The following is a 20,977-nucleotide window of genomic DNA, read 5'->3' on the forward strand; positions in this document are numbered from 1 at the left end:
CTAGCTGAGAGAACTCAAAAGTCTTTATCTGAAATAGAAGCTAATACTAATTTACTTGTTCAATCTATCAATGATATGGCAGAAAGTATTAAAGAACAAACTGCAGGTATTACTCAAATCAATGATAGCGTAGCACAAATTGATCAAACTACTAAAGATAATGTTGAAATTGCTAATGAATCAGCTATTATTTCTAGTACAGTAAGTGATATAGCTAATAATATCTTAGAAGATGTTAAGAAGAAGAGGTTTTAACCTTAGATAACTAGCTAAAAAGCTAGTTATCTCTAAATTTACTTATTGATTTAAAATTTGATTTTTACTCTTACATAAATTCTGCCAATTTGAAACACTTTTGATTTCAAGACATTGTTTTAAACTTTCTTTTTCAGCTTGTATATTTTGCATTCTTTCATAAGTTAAAGCTTGGATATATAAAGCTCTTGCTCTATCTTCATCTGAAAGTTTTAATTTAAGCAAATCTGTTAAAACAGCTAAACTTTCTTCATTTTTATTGATTTTAGCCAAAGCATCAAGATACATAAATTCTAAATTAGGACTAAAAAGATTTATACCTTTAAAATTTTGATAGTCAATGGCCTTAGGTGCGTAAGTTAAAATAGTTGTTTGCATATTATGATCATTAGCATAAGAAAGTAAAGCATCATAGACTTCTACCATACTAAAATTCATTGGAAAACTTTCTAAAATTTGCAAAATTTTAATGGCTTGATTGTAGTCATTTAAACGCAACAAAGACAAAAATTGCAAATAATAAGCCTTAAAATTCTCATCATCGCTTTTTAAAATTCTAGAATTAGCTATATCTTTAGAAATTTTAATCACCTGAGGATATTGTTTATTATCAAAAAGAATAGATGCTTTTTGAAGACCATAAAATATAGAATCTTCGCTATAATTTTTATTTATATAATCAAGTGCTTGTTCAACATTAGAAGTTCTGATAAGACAAGCTAACATTTGTTTTTTATTATCAATTTTCTGACCTATATCATAAGCGCTAAAACGCATAAAAATATTTGCAGCATTGATACAATTATCAGCTTTTATCGCATTTTTTAAATCATTAACAGCTGCTTTCTCTAAAAATTGAGTAGCATTTGGAATTTTTTTACTTTCTATAAGATCTTTATAAGCTAAAATCGCACTAAAATTTCCCTCTTTATAATAAAGTGCAACATCTTCATCTAAAGCTTTATTTGCAATATTCTCATCTTTATTTGCATATTGCTTCATTAAATCTGTATAACGCTGATGCAAAAAGCTTGCATTATTATCACCTAAAGCAAAGAATACCTCATCACTTGCTTTTTTGATTTCATCTAAATACCTACCATCTAAATAATCATCCATATACAAATCAAGGTATTTTTTAGCATCACTAGATCTGTTAGTATGTGATAAAACTAAGGCTAAATCTTTTAAAGTTTCTTCATAACTTGGATCAAGTTTGGACATTTTAGCAAAGGCATCTTCATAAATACTTGCACTTATATCAAATTGTCCTTTTTGATTAAATAATTTAGCAAGTTCTAAAGATCTTGGAATATCTTTTCCAAAATATTCAGGATTGGCTTTTAAAATAGTGTTAATATACTCTATAGCTTTATTTACTTGCCCATTTGAAAGCAAATTCTTTGCCAAACTCATAGCTGCTCTTGCAGCTAAATCTAAATTTTTTGTATTAAAATAAGTATTTTCATAAATATTTACAGCTTTTTCTTTTTCATTTAAATTATAAATATAGTCTGCATAATCAAGTTTTGATAACTGAGTAAAATAACTATTAGGTTGTTCATTATCCAAAATCGACATTGTATATTCTACATCAGCACGCTGAGCTAAAGCGATATAAGTTCTTAACATTATATGTAAAACTTCTGAAAAATTTTTATCACTTGTAAAAGTACGCGTCCAATTTTTAGCATCATCAATCATCTTTTCTAAAATTTGTTGATCACGCATGCTCGGATCTTGGGTATAAAGTTTATTTTGAGCTCTTAATTTATATAGTATAAATTCACTAGTAAAAATACTGCCACGATATCTATTGATAGCATTTTGAGCATCAATAGCAACCTGACTATAATTAGCCTTATCGTATTCTTTTTTGATGCGTAAATAAGTATTAATATCTGCACTTTGAGGGATGACAACAGGATCAGAATTTAAATCCAAAGCTCCAACATAAGGCAAGCTCTCGTGTGGAAAATTGATATTAAAATCAAGTCCATCATAGTCTTTAATAGGTGCTAGCTCTGGTGCAAAAATAAAAGTAAAAGCCTTACTTTTATGCGAACTTGATGAACTAAGTTCTTTATCTATATAAATATTTTGAGAAGTGTCAAACATTTTTGCTTGTATTTTTGGCAAAATGATCATTTTAATTTTTTGAGCTTCTTGTATAAATTTTAAATCAAAAGCAGAAAAACTCTGATCTTTTAATTTATTATCAACCATACCTGCAATATCACATTCAAAATGAACTTTTGATTCGGTAATAAATTTTTGACATGTAAATTCTAAATCATTACTCGCATGTAAAACTGCAAAAGCTTGATTATTTTCGCGACCCGTGTTTAAAACAAGCTCAAAAGCAAAAGCATTTAAAAAACTTAATAAAATTAAAAATAATATTCTCATAAAATAATTATAGCAAAACTCTTATAACATTAACAATATAGCAAAAGTGCTTATACAAACACAAAAAGCTAAAATAAAATTTTGTATAAAACTAAACTTAATATTATGAACCCTATCATTTTTCATAAATAAAGCATGAATTAAAATCTTTAAATACGCATAAAGCATAATAACAGAAGATAAAGCCACAAAAAGTGCCAAATACCAATATCCATTTAAAATTGCTGTATTTAAAATCATAAATTTACCCCAAAATACTCCAAAAGGCGGGACACCTGCTAAAGAAAGCACACTAATGCTCAAACAAAAAGCAATTAAAGGTTTTTTAACCAAAAGTCCATTTAAACTCTCATAAGAATTATTCTCATAATTGCTTAAAATCATAAATACAGCATAATTTGCAAAAGCAAATAAAGTCCAATATCCAAAAATAGCAAGCAAAATTCCATCAAAATTTTGTTCTTTTAATAAAGGAATACAAGCCACCAAAACCAAAGAAGAATGCATTACAGAACTATAAGCAAACATTTTTTTGATATTGTTTTGACTTAGAGCCGCAAAAGCACCTATAAGCATAGAAAAAATCGCTAGAACTATTATGATATATTCAAAACCTGTATTATTTAAAAAATCAAACAAACGAATAACCACAACCAACATGGCAACTTTTGGCACAACTGAAATAAAAGCAACCAAATTTGTATGTGCTGCATAATACACGTCTTTAAGCCAAAAATGAAAAGGCGCCAAAGAAAGCTTAATTGCACAAAGAACGAAAATCATCACTCCAGCACCCAAAAGCATGGGATCTTTTTGAAACTCATTTTTTAACGCTAAATTAGCAGATAAATCTAAAGTTCCTGTTTTTAAATAAATAAAAGCTACAGCCATAACAAAAAACCCAGCTCCTACAGCCGCTACACTAAAGTATTTTATTGCACTTGAAATAGCATTATTACTTCCACGCATTGCTATTAAAGTATAAAGTGCTAAAGAAGAACTTTCAAGTCCTATAAAAATAAGTACTAAATTTGAGCTTGAAACCATCAAAAGCAAAGATGCAATCATAAATAAAAATAAAGCATAAAATTCACCTTGATTTTCTTCTTTTTGCATTAAAAGATATAAAAATGAAAAACACAAAATCACCAAAGAAGCATAAAATGAAACAATATCATTATTTAAAGTAGCCAAAAAAGCTTTTGCTTCTAAACCTTGAGCATTTGCATTATTTAAAATCAAAAAAGCACTTACAATTAAAGATAAAGAACTTATGCCAATATAAAACGATCGATGAAATTTCCAAAAACCAGAGCAAAGCAAAAGAACTATTGCGGTTGTAATTAAAAATAAAAATGGATAAGATAAGCTTATATTTAAAAGTTCTAAATTTAAAAAATTATTTAACATTTGCCTCTCCTATTTTAGATAAAAAATCTAAAGTATTTTGCTCCACAGCTCTAATATTCATTGTTTTTATAAGATTATCCACATCTTTTTGTATCGGCTTTAAAAGTATATTTGGCATAAGCCCTAGTCCAAAAATCATTACTACAATACACACAAGCGCTACTATTTCTCTAAAGCGTAAAGAAAAACCCTCTATAAAGCTTTGTTTTTGCATGAAAAATATTTTTCTAAATACTGCGAACATATAAATCGCTCCTAAAATAATCACCAAACCTGCCAACAAAGCGTAAAATAAATTAATCTTTGCTATACCTAAAAGAATTAAAAACTCTCCCACAAAAGAAACAGTTAAAGGCAAAGAAACACTCGCAAGTAAAATTAGCATAAAGAAAATTGAAAATAAAGGTGCTTTTTTGGCCAAAGAATGGTAAAAAGAAATATCATAAGTATGATATCTTTGATATAAAAGTTCAACCATTAAAAATAAAGATCCTGTTACAATACCGTGTGCAAACATATAAAAAACCGCACCACTAATACCTAAAGCATTTAAAGAAAAAATTCCCAAAATCATCACACCAAGATGTGAAATAGAACTATAAGCGATCAATTCTTTAATATTTTCTGCTCTATAAGCAATTAAAGCATTATAAACGATACTCACTATACATAAAGCTACAATTAAAGGCATAAAATACACACTCGCATCTGGAAAAAGTGGTAAACAAAAAAGTAAAAATCCAAAAGGAGCCATTTTAAAAACTACAAGCATTACAGAAACAAGCACAGGCGAATTTGCATAAACCTTAGGTGCCCAAGTATGAAGTGGAAATAAAGGAGCTTTGATAGCAAAAGCGATAAAAAATGCTCCAAAAAGTAAAAGTTGCTCTGTGAAATTTACTGCTGAGGCATTATTTTTCCAAATTTCCAAGTCAAAAGTGAAAATATTTAAAAGTTGATAATTTAAATAAGCTTGATAAATCAATGCTACAAGCATTAAAATTGAACCCGCAAAAGCATAGATAAAAAATTTCACCCCTGCTCTAAAATCTTTACCATAAACTCCCATAATATAAAGCAAAGGCAAAAGAGAAAATTCCCAAAAAACATAAAATAACAAACCATCTTTTGCGCTAAAAAGTCCCATAATGGCAAATTCTAAAAAGAATATACAAGATACAAGTGCTTTTTGTTCCAGCTTTAAAAATAAAAAGCTTAAAAATATCATCAAAGAACTTAAAAGCATCAACACAAGTGCAATACTGTCTACTCCTACATGAAAGCTAAAAAATTTCAAAATTTTAAAAGAGAGATTATAATCAAAGCTTGCCCCTTGTAAAAAATCCGCAAAAATATCCAAATTTAAAGCCAAAATTATAAAACTTACAACAACGCTAAAAACCTTAACGCCTCCGCGATTTAAAAGCAAAACTACAAAAGCAGAAATTAAAGGAAAAAATATCAAATAATTTAGCATTTTACACCATCCATACCAAAATCAACAAAATCACAAAAGCTGCCACCAAAAATCTAAGCATTAAGTTTAAACTGTTTGGCATAATCATTTTTTGTGAAATAATTTGAGAATACAAAGCAATTTTTTCAACTATTCTATCAAAAATATAAAGATCACAATGCTTTAAAATCGCACATAAACTTTCATATTTTGAAACAATAAATTGATGATAGAATTTAGGAATAAAATAATCATTACTTAAAAGTTTGTGAATTTTATTTTCTTCAATACTTTCTTTAAACCAAGAATTTTTATAAGCAAAAATAGCCAAAATTACACCCAAAATAGCTACTACACTCGCACTAATCATTACAATTTGATTTTGCGCATCGATAAAAACTAATTTTGTGCTTAAATATTCAAAAAAACTATGTTCAAAAAATCCTGCAATAATAGCTAAAACCATCAAAGGACTCATAGCTAAAAGTGCGATTTTACTTGCTTCATGTGGATGTTCATCATGTCTTGCAGGGGTAAAAAATACCAACATTAAAAGTCTAAAGCTATAAAATGCTGTTAAAAAAGCTGCGATTAAAAGCACCAAAAAAATACCATGGTGAAAAGAAATGAAAGAATATCCTAAAATCAAATCTTTAGAGAAAAATCCTGCAAAAGGATAAATTCCTGCTAAAGCTAAAGATCCTATACACATCAAAATAGCTGTAAATTTTAAAGGTTTAAAAAGTCCACCCATTTTTTTAATGTCTAATTTATCATTCATAGCATGCATTACATTTCCAGCACCTAAAAAAAGTAAAGATTTAAAAAAAGCATGTGTAGCTAAGTGAAATAAAGCTATACCATAAGCCCCAAGTCCTGCAGCTACAAACATATATCCAAGTTGCGATAAGGTAGAATAAGCAATAATGCGTTTTAAATCCCTAGCCACCAAAGCCATAGAAGCTGCAAAAATCGCTACAAAAGCTCCAAGTAAGGCAATAATATAAGAAACCTCAGGAACTAAATCATAAAGCGTGCTCGCACGAATTACCAAATAAACCCCCGCTGTTACCATGGTTGCTGCATGGATTAATGCAGAAACAGGAGTTGGCCCTGCCATAGCATCAGCAAGCCAAGTGTGAAAAGGAAATTGTGCAGATTTTCCCATAGCCCCTATAAATAAACAAGTTGCGATTAAGATCAAAGCGTTGCGATCTAGGCTTTGTGCCATGGAAAAAACTTCATCATATTTTAAAGTTCCTGCTTGTAAATAAAGCCAAAAAATTCCTAAAAGCATACCCAAATCCGCAATACGATTCATAATAAAGGCTTCATTAGCCGCAAAAGAATAAGTATCATTTTTATACCAAAAACCTATAAGCAACCAAGAGCAAAGCCCAACGCCTTCCCAACCTACAAAAAGTCCTAAGAAATTATCACTCATAACTAAAAAAAGCATAGAAAAGACAAAAAGTCCTAAATAAGCAAAAAATTTATTAAAACCTTCATCATGAGCCATATAAAAAATACTATAAAAATGCACACAAGTAGCTACAATACCTACAACACTCATCATAGTAAGCGAAATGGCATCTATATCAAATCCAAAATTTACTCCAGCAAACCATTCAAACAAACTCACATTAAAAGCTTCATTGCAAAAAAGCAAATACAAAGAACAAAAAGCACTCAAAGCTACTAAAAGTGAACAAATTATCCCTACAAATTGTTTTTTCTCACTCAAAGCAAAACAACTTGCAAACAAAAAAGCTATAAAAGGACTAAAAAGAGAAATCAAAGCCAAATTTTGCATACTAAGCCTCCACTTCTTTTAAACTTTTTAACTCTAAAGTGCCTTTTCTTCTATACCAAAGCACACACAAAGCTACACCAACAGCTACTTCACAAGCCGCTACACCCATGATAAAAAGTGCAAAAACCTGTCCATTTAAATCATTGTGCATTTTAGAAGCTGCTACCAAGGCTAAATTAGCACTATTTAATAAAATTTCACTCGAAATAAAAAGCATAATGAGATTTTGTCTTTTTAAAATCCCTACAAGCCCTATAACAAACATTAAAATAGCGACAAAAAAATACTTTTCTATCATTGTTTTTCCTTTGTAAGCTCTTTATGAGTAAGAGTGATAGCACAAACTAAAGCAATCAAAAGCAAAATAGCTATAAATTCAAAAGCTAAAAGATATTTTGAAAAAATCGCTAAAGCCAGTTGTTTATTAAAATCAAACAAAGCAGGATCATTTAAAGGCAAATCCGTGCTGATATTTTGGTATTTAAAACCTATAAGCATGGCCAAAAGTAAAATTGCACTTAAAACTACCAAAGTAAAAAAACTTTTTTTAGCTTTAAGTTGTTCTTTAAATTCTTTAGAAGCATCAAAAAACATCATCGCGAAACTATAAAGTCCAAGCACAGCTCCACTATAAACAATAATTTGTATCACGCCTAAAAACTCTGCATCAAGTAAAAAATAAAATCCCGATAAAAACACCATTCCACCCGCTAAAGCCGAAAGAGAATAAAGCATATTTTTACTTAAAACCGCAATGCCAAAAAAGCCTAAAACCACTACACTAAAAAATACAAAAGCCAAATTTTCTATCATTTATTTTCTCCTTACTCTTGTGTATTTTGATTTTCTAAGGCTCTTTCTTGCATCACATCGTAATAATTTGGTGTTTTTACCACCAATAAATCAGCATCTTTTCTAAGGCTTCCCGCTCCTTCAAATTCAACTTGATTTTTAAGCTTATCAATAGGAGTTAAAAAATCTTGCTTATAGCCAAAATAAGACCTTTGCTCAGCTGCATTTTCATACTCTGTTCCATGCACTATAGCAAGTTCAGGGCAAACCTCAGCACAAAAACCACAATAAATGCAACGCCCTAAATTAATACTATAATTTCCTACTTTTTTACGCCCATTTTCATCTAAAGAAGTTTCCATTCTAATACAATTGCTAATGCAAATTTTTTCGCAAAGCCCACAACCTATACATCTTTCGTTTTCGCTTTCTATAAAACGCATCAAACGATGAACAGCACGGTAACGATTGTCAAGTTTTACCTTTTCAAAAGGATATTTAATCGTAGCGCTATTATTTCTCTTAAGCAATTCTCTCATCATCACAAAAAGCCCTATAAAAAGCTCTAGTTTAACGCTTCTACGCAAAGCTTGTGAAATTTTCTCCCAAGCGCTAACAGGAGTTTTTCTTTTCTCATCCACTAAATAATAATTTTTCATATTAAACTCCTATAAAAGAACTGCCAAAGCAGTGATTAAAAGGTTTAAAACCGCTAAAGGGATTAAGATCAAATAGCACATTTTCATCACTTGATCTGGACGCAATTGCGGAAAAGCAGCTCTTGCCCAAAAATACCAAAAGAAAATAAAACTTGATTTTACTATCATCATAATCCAACCAGGAATAATCCAAAAGCTATTAAAACCCCCTAAAAACAAAAGAGTTACCAAAATAGCTCCAGCTATCATAGAAGCATATTCACCTATGAAAAACATACCCCATCTTAAACCCGAATACTCCGTTCCATAACCCGCTACAATTTCAGCATCATTTTCCGTCAAACAAAGCGGAGTTCTATTGGTCTCTATAAATAAAGCAATTATAAAAAGCACAAAAGCCAAGGGCTGTTTAAAAATAAGCCAAGAAAAAAATCCATCACTTTGATAATTGTTAATATCCACCAAAGAAAAAGAACCTACAAGCATTACAATAGCAATCAAAGCCAAAACTCCTACGCTTTCATAGGAAATAATCGCTACAAGCCCTCTTGCAGCCCCTAAAATCGACCATTTATTATTACTTGCAAGTCCACCCAAAAACACCGCATAAAAGCAAAGCCCTGAAGTACCGATGACAAAAAGCAAAGCTACATTGATATCTGCCACTATAGGCTGAATCACCCTTCCAAATAAAGTAAATTCAGGTAGCATAGGAATAGCTGCTAAAGAAACAAAAGCACAAATAGCAGAAATCAAAGGTGCTATAGCAAAAATAAATTTTTGCGAATTTGAAGGGATTATATCTTCTTTAGTAAAAAGTTTTATCATATCAGCTACAAGTTGAATAAGCCCAAAAGGCCCTACCATATCAGGCCCTATGCGTCTTTGAAAATAAGCTAAAACCTTTCTTTCAGCATAAGTTGCAAGACCTGCTAAACTCGCAAATATTGCAATGATAATAATACATTTAATCAAAGTCTCTAAAGCAAAAAAAGCAAAATCACTCATGGTTTGCTCCTAATTTTTCTAAATTCGCCACAACAAATCTTTCATCAAAAAAGCTTAGCGTGTCAAGTTTTTCATCAAAATACGGCAAGAAAGCTCCATTTTTTATATCCTTATCCACACGCACACTAAGGCTTAATTCTTTATCTTTTATTTTAAGTTTTACAAGATCTTTATCTTTTAAATTTTTCTCTTTAGCTAAATTTTCACTTACGCCTAAAAAAATCACCTCATTAATCGCACTAGCACGATTTGAAAATCTACCAAATTGATAGCTAGGATTAGCGCTATAAAGCAAAATTTCATCTTCTTTTAGGTTTAAATTTTCAAAATTTGGAGAGACGAATTCTTTTTTAGCAACTTGTTTAAAACATTCTAAATTAAGCTCATATCCCCTTTTACAATCGCCTGCATTGGTATAAAAATTGTCTAAATGATCAAAATCAATCGGAGAAAAACCTTTATTTATAGGGAGTCTCTTAGTATAATTTATAGTATATTCCTCATCAAAACCTAAAGCATTAGCTAAATCATTTAAAAAATATCCCTTAAATTCTAAAGCAGCGTTAGTTGGCACCACTCTTTTATCATAATTTAAAAAAGTTCCTTCTTGCTGATTTAAACTCGCACTAGCTAAATTTGCATGCTCTTCATAAGAAAAACTAAAATCACCTTTTTCATTGTAGCCTAAAGTCTTGCCTTCTTGTGTGTTTTTATCCAAATCACAAATCATAGCCACACCTAAGGTATTAGTATGCGTAGGATTTAAAAAGACTTTAAAAGGAGTGGTATTTTGGATCAAAGCAAGTAATTTAGCAAGTTTTTTGGCATTTTTATGAAAATAAAAATCACTCCCTATAACAAGAGTAAAATTTACTTTTTTGAGCAATAAATCTTCTAATTTATCTTCATCTATGCCTAAATTTTTAGCAAAAACAGAGCGTTGTACTTCTATGATTTTTTTTACTTTTTTAGGTACGACTTTTTTTACTTCTTTTTGGATTTCATTACCTTCTTCATCTTTTTCTATGACTTGTTCTACAACTTCTTCGTTGATACTTTCTTCTATTTCTTTATTTTCACTAACAAAAAACTCTGCTAAATGAGTTTTAATACCTTCATCTTGGCTAAATTTTTGAAGTAAAAAATATAAAATTTGCTCTTCATCGCCACTTTTATGAATGTGTGAAATAAAATTTTTAGAATATTTTGCTATACCCATATCTTGCATAGGATGAAAATAAAGCCCTGAGCCTTTATTCATCACTAAAGCATTATTGATTTTATAGCTAAGTGTTGGAGCATCATATCTTAAAAGCATTCCAGCCACAACCAAAAAATCACTTTTTGTTATATCTTGAGTATTAGCACTATAAAACTCGCCAGAATTAGCGATAAATTCTTGTAAAAATTCTTTAAATTTCAAAGCTTCTTCATTGATCAAAGAAAGATTAAATTTCTTTTTTAAATTTTGTAAAATCAAAGCTTCTTCATTGGTAATAAAACTATTAAATTTAATGTTTTTAATTTCATTTTTCTCAAAAAGCTCCACAAGTTCTTTAAAGGCTTTTTCATCTTTATCTGCCTCATTTTGCGTATCAAAAGCAAATCTTGCAGCCTTATTTAAACTCGCAAAGGCAAAATCATTACTCACACGATAAATTTTTTCTTTTTGATTGCTAATACCACTTTGCTTAATATCATAATACATCAACTCACAATCGCTTGAATGCGGATTTGAAGCAGGGATTCTTTTAAGTTCCCAAATATTTGAAGTGTATTGAAATTTCGAACCTATCAAAGCTCCTGTTGGGCATACGCTTGTACATTCCCCACAAAATGAACAATCAAGCGTGTCGCCATTTGCAGGACCTATCAAACTTTTTTGAAATTTAGTCCAAATCGCATAAGCATCTTTTCCCATGCTCTCTTTAAAGCTATTATCCACACTATCTCCGCCACGAGGAACGGTTTTTAAAGCACTTTCGCCGATTTTATCCTTACAAACTGTAATGCAGCGCTCACATACTATGCAAAGCGCGGGATCGTAATTAATCATTCCCCAATGTTTATGCGGTTTATGCGTGTCTTTAATCCAATGCTTTTGAACATTTACACGGCTTTTATGAGTGAAATTTTGCAATTCACACTCGCCTGATTTATCGCAAACCCCACACTCTAAAGGATGATTGATACAATAAGTTTGCATGATCTCATTTCTTTCATCCCAAAGATTTTGCAAATCACTTTCTACAACCATGCCCTCTTTTGCTTTAGTATTGCAAGAATATACTTTTTTACCATCAGCTTCAACCATACACATACGACAAGCCAAAGTAGGACTACAGCCCGAAAGATAGCAAATCGCTGGGATAAAAATATCATTTCTTCTTGCTATATTTAAAATATATTCGCCTTCTTCAAAGGCGCAATCTATACCATTAATCTTAATTGTCATTTTGCTTCCTTTATGCGAATTGGAGTAAAATCAAAACCATTGTTTTCATAATTTAAAAAAGCTATGGTGCCTTGTAAATTTTCATCTAAACAAAGCTTGGTTTTAAGACTAAAATCTTTAGCCAAAATTTCAACTTCACTTTGATCTTTGCATTTTGCAATTTGTAAAAATTGCTTTGAACAATGTAAATTTTTATCTTGTAAATTTACTCTAAAAAGCACTAAACCATCATAATTATCTAGTTCTTTTAGGGTGTTTAATTTTGCCTTTTTAAAATCGCATTCTTCTTCATCGCTATCTAAAATCTTTAATTCATATTTTGCACTTAAGAAATTCAAAAAATATTTGATATTTTCGCTATCTTTGTAAGAATGGATATTTTTATCTATAATTAAATACTTAGCCTCTTTTAAAAAAGCAAGCACTTCACCTGCTTCTTCCTCTCCAAAACAAGATTCAGCACTTAAATATCCCTCATCTAAATCGCAAAAATGCTCTTCATCGCTTAATTTACAAAGCAAGGCTAAAACAAAACTCAAACTTGCAATTTCGCATTTGTAAAATTTAGCTTTTAAGTTTTTATCTTCCAAACAAGAAATATTAATGCTATTTACACCTATTTTTTCACATAAATTTTTGTTTTTAAGGCTTGGCATATCTAAAAAACAAAGAGCATTATCATAAATCATACCCTCTCCTTTTTTATAACAATAGTCCAATCCACTTGATTAAATTTCAAAGAATTTAAAAGCTCACAGCCTTGTTCTTTTACAAAAGAAAAACTTTTTTCAACAGGAGAAAAATCGCCGATTTCAAAAAGCACCACTAAAACCTCGCCTTGTTTTGCTTCTTTTATGATTTGTGCTAAATCTTCAAAAAGCTCTTTGCTTTTTCTTAAATCTACTCTTCTCATCGATCTATCTCACCTAAAACTATATTTACATTACCCATAATGGCTACAACATCAGCCAAATAAGTACCTACAAGCATTTCTTCAAAAAACGCACAATGCCAATAACTAGGCGTTCTAGCCTTTAAACGATAAGGTCTTCCTGTACCATCACTATAGATAAAAAAGCCAAGCTCACCTTTTGGACTTTCAGTAGGCACATAAACTTCGCCTTTAGGGGGTTTTAAACCTTGAGTGATTAAAACAAAATGCTGCATTAAAGAATAATTCTGCGTTAAAATTTGTTCCTTTGAAGCACTTACATACTCAGGATGCGTAGCTAAAATTTCAGGTGGAGTATCTTTATAAAGCGTGGCACATTGTCTAAGGATTTTTAAACTTTCACGAAATTCTTGCATATAAACTTTATATCTTGCATAAGAATCCCCTTGCGTAGCATAAGGCACGCCAAATTCGACTTCATTATAAAGCAAATAAGGCTCTTCTTTGCGTATATCGTATTTTATGCCACTTCCTCTTAACATCACACCTGTACAACCCCAATTTAAGGCTTGTTCTTTAGTAACCACACCTACATTTTCAGTTCTTAAACGCCAAATTCTATTATCATCTAAAAGATATTCATAATCTTTTAAATCATTTGGAAATTTATCGCAAAATGCAAGCATTTCTTCTAAATAATTTTCAGGTAAATCAAGCATAACCCCGCCTATTCTCATAGAAGAATGTGTAAGCCTTGCACCACAATACTTTTCTATCAAATCCAAAACATACTCACGTTCTCTAAAGCAGTATAAAAACACACTCATCGCACCAATATCAAGCGCATGAGTGGCAAGCCAAAGTAAATGCGATGCGATACGGTTTAATTCTAAAAGTATCATGCGTATCACTGCTGCACGGCGTGGAATCTCTAAACCACAAAGCTTTTCAACCGCTGCACAATAAGCATAATTATTCGCTGAAGCGGCGATATAATCCATTCTATCAGTAGTAGGAATAAATTCTTGATAAATCATATTTTCAGCCATTTTTTCCATACCACGATGCATATAACCTATACAAGGACGTGCTTTTACAACTTGCTCTCCATCAAGTTCTAAAATAAGACGTAAATTTCCATGTGCTGAAGGGTGTTGAGGGCCTAAATTGATAATCATTTTTGAGTCTTCTTGCTCAAAAGCTATATTTTCATAATAAGGTTTTAACTTGCTAGGAATTTGCATTTTAACGCCTTTTCTCTAAAATTTTTGCTTCATCACGTTTTACTTTTTTTACAAAAGCTACGCCTTCATCTTCTTGATATTCTTGTTTAAAGGAAACTTCCTTCTTTTGACCACCTTTTGGCACTTCATGATAAAGTCTTGCAAAATTTAGCGTATCTTTATCATCAACAAAACCAGAATCTCTTTGTTCTTCACCCACTACTTCACGATATTCTTTACCAAAAATTTTATCAATCTCATACCATCTTGCAAACTCATCACCCTTTAAAGGATAAGTTTTTAAAAGCGGATGTCCAAACCAATCATCAGGCATTAAAATGCGTTTTAAATTGGGATGATTTATGATGAAAATTCCAAACATATCATAAATTTCTCTCTCACTCCAATCTGCCCCTTTAAAAACATGAGCCACGCTTTGCAAACGCTCTTTTACGCCTACAAAAGTTTTTATTCTCACTCTTAATTTTTTTTCTAAATTTAAAAGCTGATAAAACACTTCAAAACCATTTTTATCTGCTACAAAATCAATAGCACTTGCCTCTGTAAAACTTAAATACCCTAAAGTTTTAAGCATTTGCAAAGTTTTAACGTTGTCTTCTTTTTTAATTTCTATTACCCAAAAATCAAGCTCTACAAAGGAATTTAAAATTTCTACTTGAGTTTTTAAAACTTCAAAATCATCTTTAAAAACACTTTCATTAACATCAGATTTTACAGTGTGTGGCGCGTGATAAAATCTATCTTTGTAATAATTTTGAGTTTGAGCATTTTTTTTATCGCTATACTTTCTCATCATATCAACCTTTTAGGTGCGATCTTACGACTTGCTTTTTCTTTGCGGATCTTTTTTTGCAAAATCATCAAAGCAAACTGAAAACTTTCTGGGCGTGGAGCACAGCCTGGCACATAAATATCTACAGGTATAATTCTATCCACTCCTTGAACCGTAGAATAAGTATTAAACATACCGCCTGTATTGGCACAACTTCCCATAGAAATCACCCATTTAGGATCAGGCATTTGATCGTAAAGTCTTCTTGTAAATTCAGCGTGTTTTTTACACAAAGTTCCTGCGATAATCATCACTTCGCTATGGCGTGGTGAAGCTCTAAAAATCGTTCCAAATCTATCAAAATCATATCTTGAACCCCCGGCCGCCATCATCTCAATCGCACAACAGGCAAGTCCATAAGATAAAGCCCATAAAGAATTACTCCTACCCCATTGAACTAGTTTATCAACACTAGTTAAAACGACGGGCAAACCACTTGCATAATTTACTTGATGCTCTGCCATGCAAACGCTCCTTTTTTATAAGCATATAAAAATCCAACTCCTAAAAGTACGATAAAAACAAAAACTTCTAAAAGCCCAAACCAACCTAAATCTTTAAAAATCAAAGCCCAAGGAAATAAAAACACAACTTCTATATCCAAAAGTATGAAGATTAAGGCGATGATGAAAAATTGAGAGTTAATCTTGTTAGCTTGTTTAACAGGAATAGGACCACATTCATAAATTCCAAGTCCTAATTTTTTGCGATTTTTTGCGGCAAAATTATTACCAATTTTTGAAGCTAAAAAAACCAGTCCAAAAAAAATAACACTAGCAAGTACTAGCATTAAAAAAATACCAAAATAAGGATGCGAAGCATCTATATGAGACATTTATTCTCCTTTTTTAAAGCACTTTAATCACTCCACAACAAAAATTAAATTTACACTTTTCTTTATTTTACTCTAAACTTTCTATATTGAAACTTATATTAAAAAATATTTTTTAAAGTTTTAATTTTTTATGATTAAATTTATAAAAAAGATCACTTTGATGAGTTATAAATATATAAGAAATATTATTTTTTTGCTGATAGTCATATAAAAAAGTTAAAATTTCTTTAGAAGTTTTAATATCAAGTGCTGAAGTAATTTCATCTAAAATCAACAATTTAGGATTTAAAATCAAAGCACGGATAAGACCTACACGCGTGGCTTCTCCTCCGCTTAACTCATAGGGTTTTTGTTCTAAAATTTGCTTTTTTAGACTAAAAAAATCAAAAAATTCTAAAATCAAGTCATCATTCTTTTGTAAATTAAAATTTTCCAAACCATCTTGTATAAGATTTTTGATTTTTTTATAAGGGTTTAAAGCCATTTTTTGATCTTGAAAGCAATACTGAATTTGCTTTCTTAAAAGTCTCTGTTTGTTTTTATCAAGCTTGTGTAAGTTAAGATTTTCATACCATACCTCACCCTCGCTTGGATCTTCTAAAAAACAAAGAATTCTAGCTAATGTACTTTTACCTGCACCACTTTTACCTAAAATTATTAAATTGTCATTTTTATTTAAAGAAAAATTGATATTATCAAAAATAATATGTCTTTCTTTTTTTAAATACCAATGCTTTTTAAGCTCATAAAACTTACTTAAATTACAAACTTTAAGCATTATAATACCTTAAAAACTCATCTAAGCTATATAAATTTGAACTATTTTTTTCTAGCATAAGAATTTCATCTGCTAAAGAATTTACCAAATTTAAATCATGAGTGATGCAAACTAAGGCTGTGTTATTTTTTAATTCTTCTAAAATCGATATAATCTTAGAAGCGTTTTCTTTATCCAAAGAAGCTGTGATTTCATCACAAATTAAAATTTGGGGTTGATTTAATAATGCCAAAGCTAGGCTCACCCTTCTTGCCATACCCAAACTTAATTCATTAGCATAAGAATGCCACAAACGATCAAGATTTTCAAATCCTAATTTTTTAAAATAAGAAAAAGCGTAATCTTTTCTTTCTTTTTGTTTTAATTTTGTATGAGTTTTTAAAACAAGATGACATAAATTTCCAATATCCAAATAAGGATAAAGACTAAGCTCTGCATCTTGCAAAACAAGTGCCACCTTAGAACGGAAATTTCTAAGTTCTTCTTTGTTAAAATTAAAAATACAAGAATTATGAAAACTTAATTCATCAAAACTTATTGTGAAGTTAGAATCTAAAAGTCTTACCAAAGCTTTTCCTAGCAAGCTTTTACCCACTCCACTTTGTCCTAGTATCATTAAAGTTTTGCCTGTTTTTATATCTAAATTAATATCCTTAAGCAATAAATTATTCTTCAAACTGATATTTAAATTTCTTACCTTCAAGATCTTATACCCCAAATTTTTTGTAAAAAATTACCCAACCATAAAAGAGGTAAAAACAACAAAAGCAAGCTTAAAAGTGGAAAAAGTATCATCCACCAAGCACCTATAAAAACTGCTTTTGAAGACTCACTCAAAAGAGTACCTAAAGTTGGAATTTCAAATCCTAAGCCCAATCCAAAAAAACTCAAAGTAGCTTCTGTGGCTATAGCATGAACAATATTAAATATAAAAAGTGTAAAAATCAGTGTTTTTAAAGCGGGTATTAAATCTTTAAAAAAAGCTCTAAATTTAGTTCTTCCAAGCACTATATTTGCTTTGTAAAAATCTAAATTTTCAAGTCTTTTTAATTCACTTTCTATAATTCTTGCTATGAAACACCAATGAATTAAAGCGATTAAAAAAATCATCAAAAACACATCAGAAGTTATCATGCTTTGAAAAAACATCATAAGTAAAAAAGCAGGCAAGGCTAAAAAAAACTCTAAAATACGCATCCAAAAAATATAAAAAAAACATCGTGCTAAAAACAAATAACACAAAGCAAAAATAATAGACAATAAAGATCCACCAACACCTATAATCAAAGAATTTCTCAAAGCAAAAAGCAAACGAGAAAACAAATCCCTGCCTAAAAAATCAGTCCCTAAAATATAAGTAAAATTAGGAGCTTGATGCAAATTTTCTAAATGAGTGCTTAAAATATCAAAAGGAGTCAAAAAAGGTGCGAATAAGGCGCATAAAAACAAAAAAATTAAAGGCGCAAGTATGATAAGAAATTTAAACAAAATCAAGCCTTCTTAATCTAGGATTTAAAATCCTAGCTACAATATCACTTAAAAATGTAAAAAATGCTGCAAGCAAAACACTAAAAAATATAAGCGCAAGCACAACAGGATAATCTTTAAAAATAATACTTTTAAAAAGTAAAGACCCAAGCCCCTCGTAAGCAAAGACACTTTCTACCACATAAGTTCCCATCATAAAACTTAAAGCACTTCCCCCAAAATAAGCCACAATAGGACTTAAAGAATATTTCAAAACTAAAAAATAAATATCTTTTTCTCTCAAAGCTCTAGCATATAAATTTTGAATAAAAATTTGAGAAAAACTTTCATTGATAAAATTTCTAGCAATCCTTAAAAATAACGCCAAATGTGATAAAACGAGCACCAAAACAGGTAAAATCAAATGCTCTAAACGATTTAAAAAATCATCTTCAAAGCCTATATCACTACTTCCCATAACAGGCAAAATTTTCCAAAAAATTCCAAAAATTAAAACAAACAATAAAGCTAAAACAAAAGGAGGTAAAGCAAAAAAATTAAAAGCTAAAAAAGTGATGATTTTATCTATAAAACTTTCTTTATAGTAATATCCTAAAAGTGCCAAAAAAACACTGAGTAAAAATAAAAGCATTAAGGCACTAAAACCCAAAATAAAAGTATTAAAAATTCTTTCTTTTATAAGCTTTAAAACACTTTCTCCACTTAAAAAAGAAACCCCTAAATCTCCTTTTAAAGCCTTAAAAAGCCAAATTTTATACTGCTCTAGCAAAGGCTTATCAAGCCCTAAATTTTGTTCTATTCTTTGAACAAATTCTTTACTTTGTGAATTAACTCCATTAGCATAAGCTATACTGCCTTTACTAAAATAAAGCAAAACAAAACATAAAAAAGTGCTAAAAAATGCTACGACAATACTAAAAACTAAGCGCTTTAGCACTATTTACTCCACTCATAAACATTCCAAGTAAAACCCACTCCATGATGACCTAAAGTCCTTGCTTTGATACCTTTTAAATCTTTATTATAAACTAAAGCAAAATCAAGATAGGCTAAAAAGATAAAAGGGGGATTTTCATACAAAGCATCTATAAAATCTTTATAATATTTTTTTCTCTCTTCCAAATTTGAAGTATTTCTTGCTTTTTGCAAGGCTATATCCACTTTTTTATCATGATAATGTCCAAAATTCCAACCCGCATCATTTAAAGCACTATCTTGCGAACTTTCAAATACCCTAAAAGTGTGAAAATCAGGATCTAAAGGACTTCCCCAGCCTATTAAAAAACTATCTACTTTAGAATAATCAAAACTTCCAGCAGGTTTAGCCACCACCTTGCTTACAACTCCTATTTTTCTAAATTCGCTTTGCAAAATTCCAGCTAAACTTACCCTTAAAGGATCATTACTCATCACCCAAATTTCAAATTCTAAAATTTTCCCATCTTTTTCAAAATTTCCATCTTTATTTTTCTTAAAACCTGCACTTACAAGCAAGTCCTTGGCTTTTTTGGGATCATATTTGTAAATTTTAAAATTCTTAGAATTTGCCCAAGAACGCTCTAAAGGGTGATTGGCTACAAAAGCATAATTATGCAAAAGATTTTTTACTATACTTTCTTTATCAACTGCGTAATTTAAGGCTTGTCTTACTTTTAAATCTTTTAAACATTCATTATCAAAATTAAACATTAAAGCCCGATAATCAGCCGATTTTTCACGTAAAATTCTAAAATTTTCATCATTTTTAAAAAGATTTAGCAAAGAAACATCGATTAAAGCTGCGTCTATCTTGCCATTTTTAAGCTCAGCATTAGCTATAGAAGGGTCAAAAATGTGTTTTATAATAAGTCTTGGAGTTTTTACCTTATCAAGATAAAAATGTTCATTGGCTTTAAATTCAACATATTCACCTTTTTTCCATTTTACAAATTTATAAGGACCTGTGCCTATAGGATTTTGATTAAAAGAGCTTGTGTTTAAATTCTCATTTTCAAGCAAATGTTTAGGAAGCATTCCTATGCTTAAAGCATCTAAAAATGCGGGATAAGGTTTAAAAAGTGTGATTTTTACATGAGAAGGATTTAAAATTTCCACACTTTTAATGTCTTCAAAATTGACATAAACAGAAGAATTGTTTTTAGGATTTTTAAAGGCTTCTATACTAAATTTCACATCATCAGCACCAAATTTGACTCCATCATGCCATAAAACATCATCTCTTAAAAAAATATCATAAATAAGCCCATCTTTACTAACATCCCAAGACTTAGCCAAATCAGGTTTTAAACTCATATTTTCATCAAAACGCGTAAGCCCTGAAAATACAAGATTAATCACTGCATCATGATCCTCGCTATAAGCAGGATTTATCCTTGTGATTTCATTTTCAACTGCTATAATAAGTGTATCTTTTGGGATTTTCGCTTCTAAATTCACAAACAATAACATTGCAGAAATTAAAAATCTCAACATAAAAAAACCTTTTTATTTTAATAACGCACAAAATTATAAAACAAAAAAACTCAACTCGCAAGCCTATACGGGGGATAAAGTTATATTTTAGTTATAAATTTCTATTTAAATACTATTTTAATAAATTTTTATCATTATATTATTCAAATTTTTATTTTTTGAAGTTAAATTCATAAACG

21 protein-coding genes are annotated in these 20,977 nt (G+C 30.2%); 1 reads left to right on the forward strand and 20 read right to left on the reverse strand.

Features of this window, described 5'->3' with window-relative positions; genetic code table 11:
* A partial coding sequence (locus AJ930_RS09200) for a methyl-accepting chemotaxis protein (RefSeq protein WP_032600453.1) occupies window positions 1-255 on the forward strand: 255 nt, incomplete at its 5' end.
* A gap of 42 nt (window positions 256-297) precedes the next feature.
* Here the strand turns inward: AJ930_RS09200 and AJ930_RS09205 are convergent.
* The 20 genes from AJ930_RS09205 to AJ930_RS09300 all read right to left on the reverse strand — a co-directional run bounded on the left by AJ930_RS09205 (window position 298) and on the right by AJ930_RS09300 (window position 20,798).
* Window positions 298-2,664: a tetratricopeptide repeat protein gene (locus AJ930_RS09205; protein WP_070275246.1), complete on the reverse strand. Its 2,367-nt coding sequence runs from the start codon at window positions 2,662-2,664 to the stop codon at window positions 298-300.
* A 21-nt stretch (window positions 2,665-2,685) separates the two neighbouring features.
* Window positions 2,686-4,074 carry an NADH-quinone oxidoreductase subunit N gene (locus AJ930_RS09210; protein WP_070275247.1) on the reverse strand — a complete coding sequence of 463 codons (1,389 nt, stop codon included), beginning with the start codon at window positions 4,072-4,074 and terminating at the stop codon, window positions 2,686-2,688.
* Window positions 4,064-5,551: an NADH-quinone oxidoreductase subunit M gene (locus AJ930_RS09215; protein ID WP_070275248.1), complete on the reverse strand. Its 1,488-nt coding sequence runs from the start codon at window positions 5,549-5,551 to the stop codon at window positions 4,064-4,066. The genes AJ930_RS09210 and AJ930_RS09215 overlap by 11 nt, the downstream gene beginning before the upstream one ends.
* A 1-nt stretch (window position 5,552) precedes the next feature.
* Window positions 5,553-7,343, reverse strand: a complete 1,791-nt coding sequence (gene nuoL, locus AJ930_RS09220) for an NADH-quinone oxidoreductase subunit L (RefSeq protein WP_070239808.1) — start codon at window positions 7,341-7,343, stop codon at window positions 5,553-5,555.
* A gap of 1 nt (window position 7,344) precedes the next feature.
* Complete coding sequence (nuoK, locus tag AJ930_RS09225; protein ID WP_002851490.1) at window positions 7,345-7,641, reverse strand: NADH-quinone oxidoreductase subunit NuoK; 297 nt, start codon at window positions 7,639-7,641, stop codon at window positions 7,345-7,347.
* Window positions 7,638-8,156, reverse strand: a complete 519-nt coding sequence (locus AJ930_RS09230) for an NADH-quinone oxidoreductase subunit J (RefSeq protein WP_002856161.1) — start codon at window positions 8,154-8,156, stop codon at window positions 7,638-7,640. The genes nuoK and AJ930_RS09230 overlap by 4 nt, the downstream gene beginning before the upstream one ends.
* A gap of 11 nt (window positions 8,157-8,167) precedes the next feature.
* The gene (nuoI, locus tag AJ930_RS09235; RefSeq protein ID WP_070275249.1) at window positions 8,168-8,794 is read right to left on the reverse strand and encodes an NADH-quinone oxidoreductase subunit NuoI; all 627 of its coding nucleotides are present in this window, start codon (window positions 8,792-8,794) and stop codon (window positions 8,168-8,170) included.
* A 9-nt stretch (window positions 8,795-8,803) separates the two neighbouring features.
* Entirely contained in the window at window positions 8,804-9,802 is a 999-nt protein-coding gene (gene nuoH / locus AJ930_RS09240) for an NADH-quinone oxidoreductase subunit NuoH (protein ID WP_044778692.1), read from the reverse strand.
* Window positions 9,795-12,257, reverse strand: coding sequence for an NADH-quinone oxidoreductase subunit G (locus AJ930_RS09245; protein WP_070275250.1), 2,463 nt, complete (start codon window positions 12,255-12,257; stop codon window positions 9,795-9,797). The genes nuoH and AJ930_RS09245 overlap by 8 nt, the downstream gene beginning before the upstream one ends.
* Entirely contained in the window at window positions 12,254-12,946 is a 693-nt protein-coding gene (locus tag AJ930_RS09250; protein ID WP_070275251.1) for an NADH dehydrogenase, read from the reverse strand. Before AJ930_RS09250 ends, AJ930_RS09245 begins: the two co-directional genes overlap by 4 nt.
* Window positions 12,943-13,170, reverse strand: a complete 228-nt coding sequence (locus AJ930_RS09255) for an NADH-ubiquinone oxidoreductase subunit E family protein (protein ID WP_002824979.1) — start codon at window positions 13,168-13,170, stop codon at window positions 12,943-12,945. The genes AJ930_RS09250 and AJ930_RS09255 overlap by 4 nt, the downstream gene beginning before the upstream one ends.
* Window positions 13,167-14,393, reverse strand: coding sequence for an NADH dehydrogenase (quinone) subunit D (nuoD, locus tag AJ930_RS09260; protein WP_070275252.1), 1,227 nt, complete (start codon window positions 14,391-14,393; stop codon window positions 13,167-13,169). Before nuoD ends, AJ930_RS09255 begins: the two co-directional genes overlap by 4 nt.
* A gap of 1 nt (window position 14,394) precedes the next feature.
* Window positions 14,395-15,189: an NADH-quinone oxidoreductase subunit C gene (locus tag AJ930_RS09265; RefSeq protein ID WP_083263173.1), complete on the reverse strand. Its 795-nt coding sequence runs from the start codon at window positions 15,187-15,189 to the stop codon at window positions 14,395-14,397.
* Complete coding sequence (locus AJ930_RS09270; RefSeq protein WP_002851253.1) at window positions 15,186-15,689, reverse strand: NuoB/complex I 20 kDa subunit family protein; 504 nt, start codon at window positions 15,687-15,689, stop codon at window positions 15,186-15,188. Before AJ930_RS09270 ends, AJ930_RS09265 begins: the two co-directional genes overlap by 4 nt.
* On the reverse strand, window positions 15,671-16,060 hold the full coding sequence (locus AJ930_RS09275; RefSeq protein ID WP_002824972.1) for an NAD(P)H-quinone oxidoreductase subunit 3: 390 nt from the start codon (window positions 16,058-16,060) through the stop codon (window positions 15,671-15,673). Before AJ930_RS09275 ends, AJ930_RS09270 begins: the two co-directional genes overlap by 19 nt.
* Before the next feature lie 112 nt (window positions 16,061-16,172).
* Window positions 16,173-16,838, reverse strand: coding sequence for an ATP-binding cassette domain-containing protein (locus tag AJ930_RS09280; RefSeq protein ID WP_002862218.1), 666 nt, complete (start codon window positions 16,836-16,838; stop codon window positions 16,173-16,175).
* Window positions 16,831-17,541, reverse strand: a complete 711-nt coding sequence (locus AJ930_RS09285) for an ATP-binding cassette domain-containing protein (RefSeq protein WP_070275254.1) — start codon at window positions 17,539-17,541, stop codon at window positions 16,831-16,833. The genes AJ930_RS09280 and AJ930_RS09285 overlap by 8 nt, the downstream gene beginning before the upstream one ends.
* Window positions 17,538-18,332 (reverse strand): ABC transporter permease, encoded by a 795-nt coding sequence (locus AJ930_RS09290; RefSeq protein WP_074487149.1) that lies wholly within the window; start codon window positions 18,330-18,332, stop codon window positions 17,538-17,540. Before AJ930_RS09290 ends, AJ930_RS09285 begins: the two co-directional genes overlap by 4 nt.
* On the reverse strand, window positions 18,319-19,263 hold the full coding sequence (locus tag AJ930_RS09295) for an ABC transporter permease (protein ID WP_052949819.1): 945 nt from the start codon (window positions 19,261-19,263) through the stop codon (window positions 18,319-18,321). The genes AJ930_RS09290 and AJ930_RS09295 overlap by 14 nt, the downstream gene beginning before the upstream one ends.
* Entirely contained in the window at window positions 19,263-20,798 is a 1,536-nt protein-coding gene (locus tag AJ930_RS09300; protein WP_070275255.1) for an ABC transporter substrate-binding protein, read from the reverse strand. The genes AJ930_RS09295 and AJ930_RS09300 overlap by 1 nt, the downstream gene beginning before the upstream one ends.
* Window positions 20,799-20,977: the final 179 nt, after the last annotated feature.

This window comes from Campylobacter sp. BCW_6871, from assembly GCF_001762325.1.
In the GTDB taxonomy this organism is placed as follows: Bacteria; Campylobacterota; Campylobacteria; order Campylobacterales; family Campylobacteraceae; genus Campylobacter_D; species Campylobacter_D jejuni.